Raw genomic sequence first — 15,506 nt, 5'->3', positions numbered from 1 at the left:
TGCCGCGTCGCTTCCTCGGTCAGTGACCGAGCTCGTGCCAGTCGTAGGGCCGAGGCCAGGGCAACCCGTGATGGGGGAGGCCGACCGGCTGGAGTCGTAGCTGGAGCGAGTGCCACCGTAGATCGACCACCCTGAACTGGGCGTCGGTGCCGGGATCAGGCCACGAGGCTCCGTTTTGAAAGAACCACTGGGCGTCCACGAAGCCGTGGATCGGTTCATGTCCGATGTCGACATAGGTACCGGTGGCACCGGCCGGCCAAGGGTTGGCACCGAAGGTGCCCTGAACAAGGGACCCGCAGGGGAACGGCCCGGTCGTCGTGGGTGTGCGGTTGCGGGAGGCTCTGGCCTGTCGGAACACGCGGTCGAACTCGTCGGCCTGGACCGGGATCGCGTCAGACGGCGGGTCGACGATGCCTTCGGCGGGCACACCGTTGACAGCCTCATAGAGCTGAACGCCGAGAAGCCCGGCCCTGTCTCGTGTCGCCAGCAACTCGTCGGTGCGGGCAGCGACGATCGGCTCGCCACCGCGCAGGATCACGTGCCGAATCACGTAGCCCCCGTCGTCGAGCTCGAGCCAGCGCCACTCGTCCTCATCGGGCCAGTAGGCGCGGAACCGTTGGAGCACGCGGCTGACCCTAGCCCGGGACCTTTCTCGCATCGGTGCAAGAGAGTGCACGCGATGTCTTTCCCGATGCGGATCCGGTCGAGGGTCGACTGCGACTGGTGTCCGCTACGGGGCGGACTGGCTGGGCCGCGTCGTCGCGACGACCGTCCAGGCCGTCGCGGACACCTCGAACGGCCCCGCGGAGAGCAGCTCGCGGCAGCGTGCCTCGACCGCCCGTCGGGCGTTGGCGTCGAGGCCGGCGACGTAGTCCCCGGCGGGCCCCACACCCAGGGTGTACGGCTCCCACCACTCGGCGAAGCCGGCGTACGCCGAGGTGACGGTGAGTTCGTGGGTGTGCACGTCGTGCAGACCGGCGGCCCGGAACAGGTCGGCGAGCTGGCCGGTGCGTGCGCCGACGGCCCCCGCCTCGTCGAACGCACCCGGGTCGACGTCCCGGGCGGCGCGCCAGAACGTGGACAGCGGCGCCCGTTCGCGGCCGAAGTCCCAGACGCTCGCGGAGACCGAACCGCCCGGCCGCGTCACCCGGGCCATCTCGCGCAGACCCGCCACGGGGTCGCTCATGAAGGGCACCACGAGCTGCGCGAGCGTCAGGTCCACGACGCCGTCGTCGAACGGAAGCGCCTCGGCCACACCCTGGCGGACGTCGACGCCGGGACACCGCCTGCGGGCCGCCTCGACGAACGGGACCGACGGATCGACCGCGGCGACACCCTCCGGGCCCAGCCGGACGACCAGCCGCTCGGTCACCGCGCCGGGCCCGCACCCGACGTCGAGCGCACGCTGCCCGTGCCGGGGGTCGACCAGGCCGACCAGCTTGTCCGCGAGCGGCTCGGAGTACCTGCCCATGAAGCGCGTGTAGGACTCGGCCGCGACGTCGAAGGCCATGGGTCGACTCTACGACCCGCGTCGGTCGGTGACCTGGGCTGCTCTTGCGTTCACGCTTGCTGCTGGGCGCGAACACCTTCACGGTCCGGGCCGGTCGCCAGGTTCGCCGATCGTGCGGTGCGGGGCCAGGTCCAGGCGTACCTGATGATGAGGGCGAGAACGATCAGTTCCAGTACGACGCCGAGGCCGTAGAAGTACAGCCAGTACCCGCCGGCCACATTGAACACCGTGACGGGGACGTAGAGCGCGGCCACTACGAGGTTCGCGATGCGGCTGACGCGGGCGGGCAGCGTCATCGACAGCACGACCATGAAGATCGGGATGGCCATGAGGGCCAGCGCCGTCGTCGAGAAGGTCTGGGAGAGGGCGAACTCGTAGACCCGGCCGTCGAGGATGTCTTCGACGATGCCGGGCGTGAAGAAGCCGAGAATGTCCACGTAGGCGTACAGGAACATGAAGCTGGTCCACCCTGCGGCGAGCTTTGCTCTCACCGGGATCTGCGGGTCTTCCAGTGTGGTGGTGGGGTGCTGCGTGCTCATCATGGGCTCCGTTGTCGGGGTGAGGATCGGTAGGTCCACGCTCGCTGAGCCCGGCGGCGTGCGCACCGGCCGGGAGGCCGGAGCTCACCTGGCCGATGAGACGGTCTCTTTCTCGTGCTTTCGGCGGGTACGCCGAGGCACGCCGATCCCTAGGCTGGAGCCGTGGTCACCTCCCGGCGCTCCATCTGGCATGAGCCGCGGCCTGCTGACGCCCGGCCCATCGGTCGGTTCGACTGGCTGCTGGTGGGCGTGTTCGCGGCCGCCGCCCTGGTCGAGGGCGTCGTCCGGCCGGGCCTGGCCTGGCGGCCTGTGGTGACGGTGCTCGCCCTGGCGCTGGTGCCTGCCCTGCTCTGGCGGCGGAGCCGCCCCCTCGTGGCCGCCCTGGTCGGGTGGGGCGTCGCCGGGCTGCTCTCGGTCCTCCAGCTGACCGCGCACGCCGGGGACCTCGGCCTCTACTCCATGATTGCCGTCCTGATCCTGCTCTACTCCCTGGTGCGGTGGGGCTCGGGCCGGGAGATCGTCCTGGGGACGGCGTTCGTGGCAGCCGTCGTCGTGCTCGGGATGTACGCCACGTCCACGGGCTGGACCGACGTCTTCGGCGGGAGTGTCCTCCTGCTGCTGTTCGTCGCCCTCGCAGCGGTGTTCCGCTACCGCGCGGTCCTCTGGCATCGCCGACAGCGCGAGATCCGCAACCAGGAGCGGGTGGCGCTGGCGCGCGAACTGCACGACACCGTGGCCCACCACGTCTCGGCCATCGCGGTGCAGGCGCAGGCCGGTGGCGTCGTCGCCGCCGTCCAGCCCGAGAAGGCTGCCGAGGTCCTGGCCGCGATCGAGTCCGAAGCGTCGCGAACCCTGGCGGAGATGAGATCCATGGTGCGGGTGCTGCGTGAGGAGGAAGCCGCCGCCTACGCACCGCAGCAGGGCGTCGCGAACCTGCCCGCTCTGGCGCGCGCCGACGCGACGCCCACCGTCGAGGTCTCGCTGAACGGTTCGTTGAGCCGGCTGGCACGACCCGTGGACGCCGCGCTCTACCGGCTCGCGCAGGAGTCGCTGACCAACGCCGTACGGCACGCGCGGAGCGCGACCCGCATCGGGATCGACGTACGCCGGGAGGGCGACGCCGTCAGGCTGCGTGTCAGCGACGACGGACAGACCGCCCCGGGGCCGGTCCCGGAGCCGGGGTTCGGCCTGCTGGGCATGGCCGAACGCGCCCAGCTCCTCGGCGGATCACTCTCCGCGGGTCCGGGGCCCGAGGGCGGCTGGGTGGTCGAGGCCGTGCTGCCGGCGGAGGCGCCGGCATGAGCATCCGTGTCGTTGTGGCCGACGACCAGGACCTGGTCCGGACCGGGCTGGTGATGATCCTCGGCGCGCAACCCGACCTCGAGGTCGTGGGGGAGGCGGCAGACGGGCTCGCAGCGCTCGACCTGGCGACCCGGCTGCGCCCCGATGTCCTCCTCGTCGACATCCGGATGCCCGGGCTCGACGGCGTCGAGGTGACGCGGCGCCTGGCCGGGCCGGACGTGACGCACCCGATGGCGGTCGTCGTGATCACCACCTTCGACCTCGACGAGTACGTCCTCGGCGCCCTGCGCGCCGGCGCCCGCGGCTTCCTGCTCAAGGACGCCGGGCCGGAGCTCCTCGTGCAGGCCATCCACGCGGCGGCCAACGGGGACGCGCTGATCGCCCCCAACGTCACCCGCCGGCTGCTGGCGACCTTCGCCGACCAGGCACCGGCGGCACCGGTCCAGCCCGTCGACCCGCTCACCAAGCGCGAGGAGGAGGTGCTCGCGCTGGTGGCACGGGGCCGGACCAACGCCGAGATCGCCACCGTGCTCTTCGTCGGCCTGAGCACGGTCAAGTCCCACGTCGCGTCGTTGATGACGAAGCTCGGCGCCCGCAACCGCGTCGAGATCGCGATGTGGGCGTACGACACCAGACGCGTGAGAGCCGACTAGGTGCGGCGCAGCCCTCCGGACGGTGCGCCTCAGATGTCCCGTGCGAGTCGTCGTTTCTGGACGGCCGACGGTCGCGGGTCGGCGGCGAAGCCGGAGCAGTCCGGGCACTCGGTGATCTCGGCGTGACGGCAGGAGAGGAGGTGCTCGAGGAAGCGGCCCGTCGCCTGTAGCTGGTCGACGGCGTCCATGATGCGCGATCGGTGTTCCTCGATGAGGACTCGCCTCGCATCATCGTCCGCGGGACGGAGCTCGCGAATCTGCGCGAGCGAGAGACCAGCGCGCTGGCAGCGCCGGATCACCAGCGCCCGACTGACCGCCTCGTCGTCGTAAACCCGCTGGCCGGTAGCAGAACGCGGCGGAACCAGTACGCCCACGTCCTCCCAGTGCCGGAGCACGTGAGTGTCGACGCCGACGATCGAGGCCGCGTCTCCGATACGAAGCTCCGACATGTCGAAACCACTCCTTGCCTTCAGGTCGACCTGAAGAAATAGTGTCGCACGCATGCCGCATTCGCCCCATGTATCCGACGCTCCCGATCTGTCCTCCCGCGCGTCGTTGCTGCCCGTGCTCGGCCGAGCGGTCGCCGCCCTGGTCGCCCTGTCGTCTGACCGTCGTCACCCTCGCCTGCCTGACGAGGCCTTCCGCAGGTCTCTGCGTAACGTCGGTCTGCCCACGCCCGCCGTCTCGGTCACGCTGACCGCCTTCGAGCAGGTGGCCAGGTCGGTGCCGACCATGGCGATCGTGCAGGGTCTGCGCGATCCGGCGCGTGTGCGGAACTCGATGACGGCATTTCTCGTGCGGCACCCGACTGCGACGTTCCTGATGGATCCGGCGATCTGCGAGGACCTCGACCGGCGGGTACTGCCGCAGCTTCCGAAACCGTTGCGTGCGGCCGTGACACCGCCGGCCGACGTCGTCAGCGTGACCGAGTCCCTCGCGCAAGCCGGACTTGACCCAGATGACATCGACTTCGCGTTGCCCACCCACCTGCACTGGGACCATGTCTCAGGCCTGGTCGACCTGCCGTCGATCCCGATCCGTACCAGCCACACCGAGTGGAACTGGGCGATGGATGGGCGGCGCGCGCCCCTCGGGGTGGCTCGCCGAGCACTCGAGCACCGCGACGTGAGCTTCTACGAGCTGGACGGTCCACCGGTGCTGACCTTCGAGCGCAGCCACGATCTCTTCGGCGATGGCTCGGTCGTGCTGGTCGACATGGCCGGTCACACACCGGGAAGCGTCGGCGTGCTCCTGCATCTCGGTGCCGGCAGGTGGGCGCTCATGGCCGGCGACTCGGTCTGGCACACCCTCCAGCTTCAGACCGTACGGCCCACGGCATCCTTCCCTGGCCGCCTCGCCGACGCCGACCGCACGACGGCGTTCCAGACCGTCCAGCGGCTCGCTGCGGTGGGGCCGGAGGTCGTGATCGTCCCGACGCATGACCACGACGCCTCAGCACGCTACCGGCGTGACGACCGCTCGGTTGGCACCATGCAACAGAACCAGCAAGGCCCGGAACCGTTGAGGTTCCGGGCCTGGTGGCTCCCGCGGTTGGACTTGAACCAACGACCGTCCGATTAACAGTCGGATGCTCTGCCAGCTGAGCTACGCGGGATCGCATTCGCCCGTCCCGTGGACCGGGTGGGCGACCGGTGAAAACTCTAACAGGTTCCCGGGGGTAGTCCCGACTCATATCTGATCTGCGCGGGAGCGGCGTCGATCACACCCCACCGCCCCCGCGCGGATGTCACGGTCTACCCCGTCATTGGGCCCGGAATCACCCTCGTTTCGGGCCCAATGACGGGGTAGACCATGACTTTCGGGCGCACCCGCACCAGTCACCTCACCGCCCCACCATCCCCATCCCGGCCTCGTTGTACCGGTCGCCCTCCACCCCCACCCGCGCGGCCAGTCCGTTCAGGTCGGCCACGTCGTCGGCGGAGAGCGCCACACCCGTGGCCCCCACGTTCTCCGAGACCCGCGCGAGGCGCCGCGTCCCCGGGATCGGCACGATCCACGGCTGCTGCGCCAGCAGCCACGCGAGCGCCACCTGGCCCGGCGTCGCGCCCTGGGCCTCCGCCAGGGCGCGCACGTGGTCCACGAGCACCTGGTTCGCGTCGCGGTTGGCGGCAGTGAACCGCGGGATCGACGCCCGCATGTCGTCGCTCGTGAACGACGTCGTCGAGTCGACGGCTCCCGTCAGGAACCCGCGCCCGAGCGGGCTGAACGGCACGAACCCGATGCCGAGCTCGGCGAGCGTGGGCAGCACCTCGGGCTCGGGGTCGCGGGTCCACAGCGAGTACTCGCTCTGCACCGCGGTGACCGGGTGCACGGCGTGCGCGCGTCGGATCGTGGCCGGGCTCGCCTCCGACAGTCCGAAGTGCCGCACCTTGCCGGCGTCGACCAGCTCCTTGACCGTGCCGGCCACGTCCTCGATCGGCACGTCGGGGTCCACGCGGTGCTGGTAGAAGAGGTCGATCACGTCGGTGCGCAGGCGGCGCAGGGACGCGTCGGCGACGGCGCGGATGTGCTCGGGCCGGCTGTTCAGGCCCACCGTGGCGCCGTCCTCGATGCGCCAGCCGAACTTGGTGGCGATCACCACCTGGTCGCGCACGGGCTCCAGCGCCTCGCCGACCAGCTCCTCGTTGACGTACGGGCCGTAGACCTCGGCGGTGTCGACGAGGGTGACGCCCCGCTCGACGGCGCCCCGCAGCACGCCGATCATCTCCTCGCGCGTGCCCGGGTTGGGGCCGTAGCCCTCCGACATCCCCATGGCGCCCAGGCCGATCGCGGAGACCTTCAGGCCCTGGCCGAGCGTTCGCTGATGCATCGTGACAGTCTCCTTCGCAGTGGGTTCGCGGACACACGCTAGACCTGCGGCCCAGGACAAGCGGCCCTGGACCAAGGCCCAGGACAAAAGGCCCACGGCGCCACGCCAAGGGGGTTCCGCCAGTACCGGCCACCCCAGGGACTCCCCGCGCCGACCGAGGTGTTGCACCGTGGGACGGCCGGCCGTGCCCCGCGGTCGGCGCAGGCGGCGCCAGGGGGCGCCAGGAGGGAGCAGCGATGAGCTGGACCGAGCAGGAGCTGAAGCAGGTCGACGGCACCGACGAGCTGCGGGTCTCGTCCTACCGGCCCGACGGGACCCTGCGCCCGTACGTGATCATCTGGACGGCGCGGGTGGGCGACGACGTGTACGTCCGCTCCGCCTACGGCCCGGACAACGGCTGGTTCCGCCGCGCCAAGGCCTCGGGCACCGGCCGGGTCCGCGTGGGCGGCGTCGAGCGCGACGTCCGCTTCGAGGTCCCGGACGACGACGTCCACGCGTCCCTCGACGACGCCTACCGCGCCAAGTACGGCAAGTACGAGAAGCGCATCGTCGACACCGTGGTCGGCCCGGCCGTGGTCGCGACGACTCTGCGCGTGGTCCCGCAGGACTGAGCGCGGCCGCCCCGGGTAAGCCGGGCAAGCACGGTCAGGCCGGCAGCCCCGCCGCGCTGCGCACCCGCGCCTCGGCGGCGTCGACCGCCTCCGCGGTCGCGGGGTCCGCGAGGTCGACGTCGCTGCCACCGATCACCTGGGAGAACAGCTCGCCGTCGACGCGGCGTCGGACCGCCACGCGGGCGGACCGCCCGCCCGGCAGCTTGACCGGTTCCGCCAGGACCACGGACCACTGCACCCGCTCGCGCAGCACCTGGGGCAGCACGGTGCGGCGGCCGTCGAGCGTCAGCGGCGTCGGCTCGTCGCCGTCCACCCAGTGCACGCGGATCACGTTGGAGTCCGTGTCGTAGGTCGCCCGGTCCACGTCGGCCCACTCCCGGTGCACGACGACGGACGGGGCCCCCCGCGACTCCGTGTCGCCCTGGCCGGTTGCCGCCTCGGGCGCGGAGATCAGCAGCAGCTCGGCGCGTGTGGCGAACGCCCACGCCTCGCCTGCCGAGGTGACCAGCGCCGCCCGGGCCAGCACCGAGTCGGTGCGGTGCGAGCGGACGGTGCGGCGGACGGCCTTCTGCGGGCGGTGCGCGAACCACGAACGGAACCCCATGGGCCCCACGTTAGTGGGGACCGGCGCCCGGGCCGTGCAGCCCGCGGCGCGACGTCGGCAGGTCGGCCCCGGACGCGGTCCGTCGCCCCTTCGGACCTGCTGACGCCGGTCCGGCGCGCAACCGTGCGAAGGTGGCACAGTTCACCCCCTGATCGGTCGGCGGGTGCCTCCCGGGTGCCGTAGGTTCTGGCCTCGTGACCTTGACGAACGCCGCGCCGCCCGCCGAACCGACGGACGCGAAGGCCGACGGATCGGCAAGAGAGCGGCGGGAGGCGAAGGCCCGCCGTCGGCGCACCCTGCGGATCTCCCTCGCCGCGGCGATCGTCGTGGTCGTGCTGCTCGGCCTGGCCGGGCTCGCCTGGTACCTGGTCTCGGACGTCGAGAACCTCGGCGACCAGAAGGTCGCGGCCGCGCAGCTCCTGGCCACCTCGTCGGAGCGGGTCGCCGACCCGGGGACCCGCGTGGCCCTGTCGGCCGAGATCGCGGAGGCCGACAACCTGCTGGCCGAGCCGTTCCTCACGCGGCTCACCGTCGGCACGTCGGACACCGCCGCGTCCCTCGCCGCGGCGTCCGACGCCGTGCGGGCCTCGATGGTGGACCTCGCCCGCAGCGAGGTCACGTCGGCCCGCGAGAGCTTCGCGGGCGCGGGCAAGCGCGCCGAGAAGATCTACGCCGCCACCGAGGGCAAGGGGGTCGACGACGACGTCCGCTCCCAGCTGCGGGAGGCCCTGGACTCGGGCACCGCGGTCGACGCCGCCGCGGACGCGACCCTCGCCGGGACCGACCTGGCCGACCTGGGTCAGGCCGAGCACGACCTGACCACTACCCGCTCCGTCGTCACCATGGCCACGGAGGCGCTGGTCACCGCACAGGACGCCGTCAGCTGCCCCGCACCCGACCAGGTCTGGGACCCGGACAGCGGGCTCCTGCCGGACGAGGCGCTCGCGCCCATCCCGTGGGCGCCCGACTTCGTCGTGCGGGCGGACGTGCTGGACGGGCTGATCGCGCTGGACGCCGCCTTCCAGGCCGAGTTCGGGCAGCACCTCACCATCAACTCGGCCTACCGCACGTACGCCACGCAGGAGGAGTTGTACGACCCGTCCTCGCCGATCGCCGCCCCGCCCGGCTGCTCCAACCACGGGCTCGGGCTCGCGGTCGACATCGGGGGCGGCGTCGAGACGTTCGACACCGCGCCGTACAACTGGCTCAAGGCCAACGCCGCGACCCACGGCTGGACGCACCCGGCGTTCGCCGAGCCGGACGGGCGCGTGCCGGAGCCGTGGCACTGGCAGTCGACGCTCGCTCGCGCGAACTGACGGGGCCCACCCAGCCGAGCGTGTTTTGACCGTGTTGTCTTTTTCGCCGTGCGAGTGAACCCGGACCGGGTCAAGGTCGGAAGAACGCGGCGCGACCCAGCGCCCGCGCGGTGGAAGGAGATAGACATGCCCGGCTGGCTCATCCTCATCCTGATCGGTGTCGCCCTCGTGATCCTCGGTGTCGCGACCGAGATCGGTCAGTTCCTCATCTGGATCGGCGTGATCGTCCTCGTGGCGAGCCTGATCATCGGCCTGGTCGGCCGCAGGCGCGTCTGACGCACGACGTTCTCCCGCCGGTCCGGCGCCCGCTGCAGGGGCGCCGGGCCGGCGGCTTTCTTACGCAGGCGCGGTCGATGCATGCGGGTTAATGTCGTTGCAAAGTCACAGACAGGGGACCCGTGAGCACTGCGACGCCTTCGCCCGGAACATCGATCAACCGCACCACCCGGCGTCGCACTGCCGTGGCCGTGTGCCTGCTCCTGGCGGTGACGTTCCTGGTGCCGGGGCTGTCCGGGGCGTTCGCCCAGGAGGGCACGGGACGGCTCTCTCTGTTCAAGCGGATCGAGAACCTCGACACCGGTGCGTCCGAGGGCCGTCGCGAGCTCTGGACCATGCACGCGGAGAACGTCGCGACCGGCGAGGTCATCGAGGGGGACGGCCTCAACGGCGTGCAGTCCCTGGAGGTACCGGCCGGCACGTACAAGATCTCGGAGTCCGGCGGCGTGTCCGGCTACGGGTTCGAGGCCTGGAACTGCGGCGGCGCCGACATCGCCGACCCCACGCCGGAGGTCACGGTCACGGCGGGCGGGAACCTCACGTGCACCGTCGAGAACGTGGCGATCAAGCCGGGGCTCACGCTGGTCAAGGAGGTCGACGGCGGCACGGCGTCGCCCGAGGACTGGACCCTGCGCGCGCAGGGCCCCGAGTCGATCAGCGGTGCCTCCGGCTCCGAGGCCGTGACGAACCGGCCCCTGCGGATCGGGCAGTACACCCTGTCCGAGGAGGGCGGACCGGACGGCTACCGCAACGCGGGCTGGACCTGCGACGGCGCGGACCTGACGGGCGACGTCGTCACGCTGGAGCTCGGGCAGGCCGCGACCTGCACGGTGCGCAACGTCGGTTCCCCGACGGACGTCCTGCCGACGCTCACGCTGGTCAAGGAGGTCGCCGGCGGGCCGGCCGCGGCGTCGGACTGGACGCTCACGGCGGACGGGCTCCGGTCGCTGTCCGGGACCACCGGGTCCGACGACGTCACCGCGGTGGCCGTGCTGCCGGGCACGTACACGCTCGGCGAGGATGGGCCCGCCGGCTACACGGGCGCCTGGTCGTGCCGGGGCTCCGCCGCCGGGGACGGCGCGGGCGGCACGGTGCAGATCGCGGTCGGCGAGGACGTGGTGTGCACCGCGACCAACACGTGGCAGGGCGGGCAGCTCACCCTGGTCAAGCAGATCGCCGGCACGACGACGGCGCAGGCCGCCGACTGGGAGCTGACCGCTGCCGGTGACGGCGCGACGGTCAGCGGGTCCACCGGGTCCGACGCCGTGACCGCAGCGGCCGTCCCCGCGGGCGACTACACGCTCTCGGAGAGCGGCTGGACCGGCTTCGACGCCGGCGCCTGGCAGTGCGTGGGTGGCGCCCTCACCGGGAGCACGGTCACCGTCGCGACCGGCGCCGACGTGACCTGCACGATCACCAACACGGTGGTGCCGCCGCACCTGACCCTGGTCAAGGTCGTCGACGGCGGCCCGGCCGCCCCGGCGGACTGGACCCTCTCGGCCGCCGGCCCGCAGGAGGACGGCAGCCCGGGCACGATCACCGGCCCCTCGGGCGGCGTGGAGGTCTCGCACGTGACCGTCGGCGAGGGGGACCACGTCCTCGCCGAGGCGGCGGGCCCGGATGGGTACGAGCCGGGCGAGTGGGTGTGCGAGGGCGCCTCCGGCCAGTCGGGGGCCACGGTCACCGTCGGCCCGGGCGACGACGCCGTGTGCACCATCACGAACACGTACATCGGGGCGACGCTCACGCTCGTCAAGGAGGTCGAGGGCGGTTCCGCCGACCCCGCCGACTGGACGCTCACCGCCACGGACGACGCCGGCCGGGCGGTCGCCGAGGGGGCCTCCGGGAGCGACGCCGTGACCGGGGTGCACATCCCCGTCGGCGCCTACGACCTCGCCGAGAGCGACGGCTGGTCCGGGTACGACTCCGCGGGCTGGGCCTGCGACGGCGGCACCCTGGCCGGCAGCACGGTCACGCTCGCACCGGGCGACGACGTCACCTGCACCGTCACGAACACGGCCCAGCTGCCGCACCTCACGCTGGTCAAGGAGCTCGACGCCCGGGGCTACACCGGCGACGCCGGGCCGACCGACTGGACGCTCACCGCGCAGGGCCCGGACGCGTCGCTCTCGGGCACGACTGGCAGCCCCGAGGTGTCGCACGTGTCGGTCGAGCCGGGCCGGTTCGACCTCGGCGAGACCGGCGGCGAGGACGGCTGGACCGCCCTGGCCTGGGAGTGCGACGGCGCCCGCGTCACGGGCTCGACGGTGGTCGTCGAGCCGGGCGACGACGTCGTCTGCACGGTGACGAACCACTGGCTCGCCGGCGAGCTCTCGCTGCACAAGCAGGTCGTCGACGACGTCGTGCCGGTGGACGACTGGGAGCTCACCGCGATCGGCCCCACGCCGCTGTCCGGCCACGACGGCAGCCCCGACGTGACCGACGTGCCGGTCGCCGCCGGCGACTACGACCTCGCGGAGTCCGGCAGCGAGTGGAACTACGAACAGGTCGAGGTCGACTGCGTGGGCGGCGAGATGCTCGACGAGGACACGGTCCGGGTCGAGGACGACGACGACGTCGAGTGCACCATCGTCAACCAGGTGCTCAACCCGCCGTCGCCGTCGCCGTCACCCTCGCCGTCGCCGAGCGATCCGTCGCCGTCGCCCTCGGTGACCGACCCGTCGCCGTCGCCCTCGGGCTCGACGCCTGGGCCCACCGACTCCGGATCCGCGACGCCGACCCCGGGTGGGTCCGGTGGTCCGGGCGGCGGGGGAGACGACGGGTCCGGCTCGGACGGCTCCGGCACGGACGACAGCGGCGCGCCCGGCTCGATGGCCGCGACCGGCGCCAACGTGCTGTTCGCGCTGGCGGCGGCGGTGATCGCCGTCGGCGCGGGCCTGGCTCTGCTCTGGTTCCGTCGCCGGCACAGCTGACCGGCCAACCCTCTCGTCCCGGCGCTCTCGGACCCGGGCGAGAGAGGGGTTGCCATCCGAGAAACCGGTTACTAGGATCTGGGAAACCGGTTACCCGTATTCACCCGCTGCGCGCACCACAGCAATGTCCCGCATTCAACGACGAACGTGAGGCAATGAGATGAGACGACCAAGAGCTGTCCAGATCCTCTCGGCGGTGGCCGCGACGGCCCTCGCCGTCGCGATCGGGGTGACCGCACAGTCCGTGCCGGACGCCGCGGCCGCCACCGGCTCGGCCACCGGGTACGCCACCCAGAACGGCGGCACCACCGGCGGCGCCGGCGGCCAGACCGTCCGGGCCACGACGGGCACGGCGATCCACACGGCGCTGTGCAGCCGGGCCAGCAGCAGCACCCCGATCATCATCGAGGTGTCGGGCACCATCAACCACGGCAACACCAGCAAGGTCTCGGGCGGCAGCTGCAGCACGGCCGACGACGTGATCGAGCTCAAGCAGATCAGCAACGTGACGATCGTCGGCGTCGGCAGCGGTGCCGTCTTCGACCAGATCGGCATCCACATCCGCGAGTCCAGCAACATCATCATCCAGAACGTGACCGTCCAGAACGTGAAGAAGTCGGGCTCGCCGACGTCGAACGGCGGCGACGCGATCGGCATGGAGAGCGGCGTCCGCAACGTCTGGGCCGACCACCTCACGCTGCTGGCCTCGGGCGGCGAGTCGGAGGGCTACGACGGCCTCTTCGACATGAAGAACGACACCAAGTACGTGACCCTCTCGTACAGCGTCCTGCGCAACTCCGAGCGCGGCGGGCTCATCGGCTCCAGCGAGAGCGACCTCTCCAACGGGTTCGTCACGTTCCACCACAACCTGTACCAGAACCTCAACTCCCGCACGCCGCTGCTGCGCGGCGGCATCGCCCACATCTACAACAACCACTACGTGGGCCTCGTGGAGTCGGGCATCAACTCGCGGGCCGGTGCCAAGGCGAAGGTGGACAACAACTACTTCGAGGACTCCAAGGACGTGCTCGGCACGTTCTACACCGACCAGGCCGGCTTCTGGCAGGTCGCGGGCAATGTCTTCGACAACGTCACGTGGTCGAGCCCGGGCGAGGACAACAACCCGGCCGGCCCGAACCCGACGTCGAACACCTCCGTGAGCATCCCGTACTCCTACCCGCTGGACGCCGCGAGCTGCGTGCCCGCCGTCGTCGCCGACACCGCGGGGGCGAACACCGGGCTGCAGGTCTCGGACGGGAGCTGCACGCCGACCGACCCCACGGACCCGCCGACCGACCCGACCGATCCGCCGACCGACCCGACCGACCCGCCGACGGAGCCGCCGGCCGGCACCAACCTGAGCCTCGGCGCCGGCGCCGACGGCTCCAGCAAGGCGAGCGGCACGAGCTACGGCAACGTGCTCGACGGCAGCACGAGCACCTACTGGTCACCGGCGAGCTCGACCGGGCGCGTCTCGGTCAAGTGGGGGTCCGCGACCACGGTGTCGTCGATCAACGTCCGTGAGGCGTCCGGCGCCGTCGGGAACATCGGCACGTGGCGCGTGGTGAACAACGACAACGGTGCGGTGCTGGCCACGGGCAGCGGCGCCGGCGTCATCAGCTTCGCGTCCACCTCGCTGAGCAAGATCAACTTCGAGATCACTGCGTCGTCGGCCACGCCGCGGATCGCCGAGCTGGAGACGTACGCGGGTACGCCGTCCGGCGGGGAGGACCCGGGCGGCGAGGACCCGGGCGAGGAGCCCGGTGAGGAGCCGACGGCGGACGCGCTCTACGTGGCGCCCGGCGGCAGCTCCGGCGCCTCGGGGACCGAGTCCGACCCGACGACGCTGGCCTCCGCGATCGGCCGGATCGCGGCCGGCGGCACCATCTACGCGCGGGGCGGCACCTACAACCTGTCGCAGACGGTCGACATCCCGCCGGGCAACAGCGGCACCTCGGGCAACCGCACCGAGCTGTTCGCCTACCCGGGCGAGACCCCGGTGCTGAACTTCTCGGCGCAGAGCGAGGACCCCGCCAACCGGGGCATCGCGATCGGCGGCGACTGGTGGCACCTGCGCGGCATCGTCGTCGAGCACGCCGGCGACAACGGGATCTTGCTCGGCGGCGACAACAACGTGATCGAGCGGGTGGTGACCCGGTTCAACCGCGACTCGGGCCTCCAGATCTCCCGGTACACCGCCGGCGCGCCGAGCAGCGACTGGCCGTCGAACAACCTCGTGGTGTCGTCGGAGTCGCACGACAACGCCGACTCCGACGGCGAGGACGCCGACGGCTTCGCGCCCAAGCTCACCGTGGGCTCGGGCAACGTCTTCCGGTACACCGTGTCCCACAACAACATCGACGACGGCTGGGACCTGTACACCAAGGACGACACCGGCCCCATCGGGGCGGTGACCATCGAGGACTCGCTCTCGTACGAGAACGGCACCCTGTCCGACGGCTCGCAGGCCGGCAACGGCGACCGCAACGGCTACAAGCTGGGCGGCGAGGACATCTCGGTCAACCACGTCGTGCGGCGCAGCATCGCGTACGACAACGGCAAGCACGGCTTCGGCTACAACCGGAACCTGGGGTCGCTGACGGTCTCGAACAACCTGAGCATCGGCAGCGCGGAGCGGAACTTCAACTTCGACGGCGGCTCGTCGACGTTCCGCGACAACACGTCGTGCAACAGCGGGTCGAACGACCGCATCATCGGCACCGACGCGGGCGGCAACCAGTGGTGGTCCGGCTCTAACGGGTCCCGGTGCGCGCAGTACTCCGGCGCGCTGAACTGGACGTTCGCCTCCGACGGGCGGCTGGTCGTGACGATCGGGGGGACCACCGTCAACCTGTGACCGCGCCGGCCCGACGGGCCGGTGCCTGAGACGAACGCCCTGGGGAGTGCGGTGATACCTCCCCAGGGCGTTCCT

The 15,506-nt window shown here is 71.6% G+C and carries 14 protein-coding genes and 1 tRNA gene; 8 read left to right on the top strand and 7 right to left on the bottom strand.

All coding sequences use genetic code 11. The features are described from left to right. Positions 1-19: 19 nt before the first annotated feature. From ACFV9Q_RS10430 to ACFV9Q_RS10420, 3 genes are all read right to left on the bottom strand, one after another. The gene (locus tag ACFV9Q_RS10430) at positions 20-625 is read right to left on the bottom strand and encodes a hypothetical protein (RefSeq protein WP_377234353.1); all 606 of its coding nucleotides are present in this window, start codon (positions 623-625) and stop codon (positions 20-22) included. A 105-nt stretch (positions 626-730) separates the two neighbouring features. Beyond that, positions 731-1,510 (bottom strand): methyltransferase domain-containing protein, encoded by a 780-nt coding sequence (locus tag ACFV9Q_RS10425; RefSeq protein ID WP_377234352.1) that lies wholly within the window; start codon positions 1,508-1,510, stop codon positions 731-733. 50 nt (positions 1,511-1,560) lie between these two features. After that, positions 1,561-2,049: a DUF6326 family protein gene (locus ACFV9Q_RS10420; RefSeq protein ID WP_377234351.1), complete on the bottom strand. Its 489-nt coding sequence runs from the start codon at positions 2,047-2,049 to the stop codon at positions 1,561-1,563. A gap of 162 nt (positions 2,050-2,211) precedes the next feature. Between ACFV9Q_RS10420 and ACFV9Q_RS10415 the strand changes: the two genes are divergently transcribed. Next, positions 2,212-3,351 carry a sensor histidine kinase gene (locus tag ACFV9Q_RS10415; RefSeq protein WP_377234350.1) on the top strand — a complete coding sequence of 380 codons (1,140 nt, stop codon included), beginning with the start codon at positions 2,212-2,214 and terminating at the stop codon, positions 3,349-3,351. After that, positions 3,348-4,004, top strand: a complete 657-nt coding sequence (locus tag ACFV9Q_RS10410) for a response regulator (RefSeq protein ID WP_377234349.1) — start codon at positions 3,348-3,350, stop codon at positions 4,002-4,004. The genes ACFV9Q_RS10415 and ACFV9Q_RS10410 overlap by 4 nt, the downstream gene beginning before the upstream one ends. A 29-nt stretch (positions 4,005-4,033) precedes the next feature. Here ACFV9Q_RS10410 and ACFV9Q_RS10405 read toward each other — a convergent pair whose 3' ends face one another. Further along, on the bottom strand, positions 4,034-4,453 hold the full coding sequence (locus ACFV9Q_RS10405) for a MerR family transcriptional regulator (RefSeq protein WP_377234348.1): 420 nt from the start codon (positions 4,451-4,453) through the stop codon (positions 4,034-4,036). A 52-nt stretch (positions 4,454-4,505) separates the two neighbouring features. Between ACFV9Q_RS10405 and ACFV9Q_RS10400 the strand changes: the two genes are divergently transcribed. After that, positions 4,506-5,585, top strand: coding sequence for an MBL fold metallo-hydrolase (locus ACFV9Q_RS10400; protein WP_377234518.1), 1,080 nt, complete (start codon positions 4,506-4,508; stop codon positions 5,583-5,585). Here the strand turns inward: ACFV9Q_RS10400 and ACFV9Q_RS10395 are convergent. Then, positions 5,544-5,619: transfer RNA gene (locus tag ACFV9Q_RS10395), tRNA-Asn, on the bottom strand. The genes ACFV9Q_RS10400 and ACFV9Q_RS10395 overlap by 42 nt on opposite strands. A gap of 228 nt (positions 5,620-5,847) precedes the next feature. Beyond that, on the bottom strand, positions 5,848-6,834 hold the full coding sequence (locus ACFV9Q_RS10390) for an aldo/keto reductase (protein WP_377234347.1): 987 nt from the start codon (positions 6,832-6,834) through the stop codon (positions 5,848-5,850). Positions 6,835-7,070: 236 nt separating this feature from the next. On the opposite strand from ACFV9Q_RS10390, the gene ACFV9Q_RS10385 reads away from it, so the two are divergent. Next, entirely contained in the window at positions 7,071-7,445 is a 375-nt protein-coding gene (locus ACFV9Q_RS10385; protein WP_377234346.1) for a DUF2255 family protein, read from the top strand. A gap of 34 nt (positions 7,446-7,479) precedes the next feature. Here ACFV9Q_RS10385 and ACFV9Q_RS10380 read toward each other — a convergent pair whose 3' ends face one another. Then, complete coding sequence (locus ACFV9Q_RS10380) at positions 7,480-8,049, bottom strand: hypothetical protein (RefSeq protein WP_377227657.1); 570 nt, start codon at positions 8,047-8,049, stop codon at positions 7,480-7,482. Positions 8,050-8,243: 194 nt separating this feature from the next. Here ACFV9Q_RS10380 and ACFV9Q_RS10375 point away from each other — a divergent pair, with 194 nt between their 5' ends. From ACFV9Q_RS10375 to ACFV9Q_RS10360, 4 genes are all read left to right on the top strand, one after another. Continuing rightward, positions 8,244-9,365: a M15 family metallopeptidase gene (locus ACFV9Q_RS10375; RefSeq protein WP_377234345.1), complete on the top strand. Its 1,122-nt coding sequence runs from the start codon at positions 8,244-8,246 to the stop codon at positions 9,363-9,365. A gap of 126 nt (positions 9,366-9,491) precedes the next feature. After that, positions 9,492-9,641, top strand: a complete 150-nt coding sequence (locus ACFV9Q_RS10370; RefSeq protein WP_285103938.1) for a hypothetical protein — start codon at positions 9,492-9,494, stop codon at positions 9,639-9,641. A gap of 122 nt (positions 9,642-9,763) precedes the next feature. After that, positions 9,764-12,574, top strand: a complete 2,811-nt coding sequence (locus ACFV9Q_RS10365) for a hypothetical protein (RefSeq protein WP_377234344.1) — start codon at positions 9,764-9,766, stop codon at positions 12,572-12,574. Positions 12,575-12,734: 160 nt separating this feature from the next. After that, positions 12,735-15,431 (top strand): polysaccharide lyase family 1 protein, encoded by a 2,697-nt coding sequence (locus ACFV9Q_RS10360; protein WP_377234343.1) that lies wholly within the window; start codon positions 12,735-12,737, stop codon positions 15,429-15,431. Positions 15,432-15,506: the final 75 nt, after the last annotated feature.

Source organism: Promicromonospora sp. NPDC059942, assembly GCF_042731755.1.
Classification (GTDB): Bacteria; Actinomycetota; Actinomycetes; order Actinomycetales; family Cellulomonadaceae; genus Promicromonospora.
This window is presented reverse-complemented; position numbering and strand designations above follow the sequence as displayed.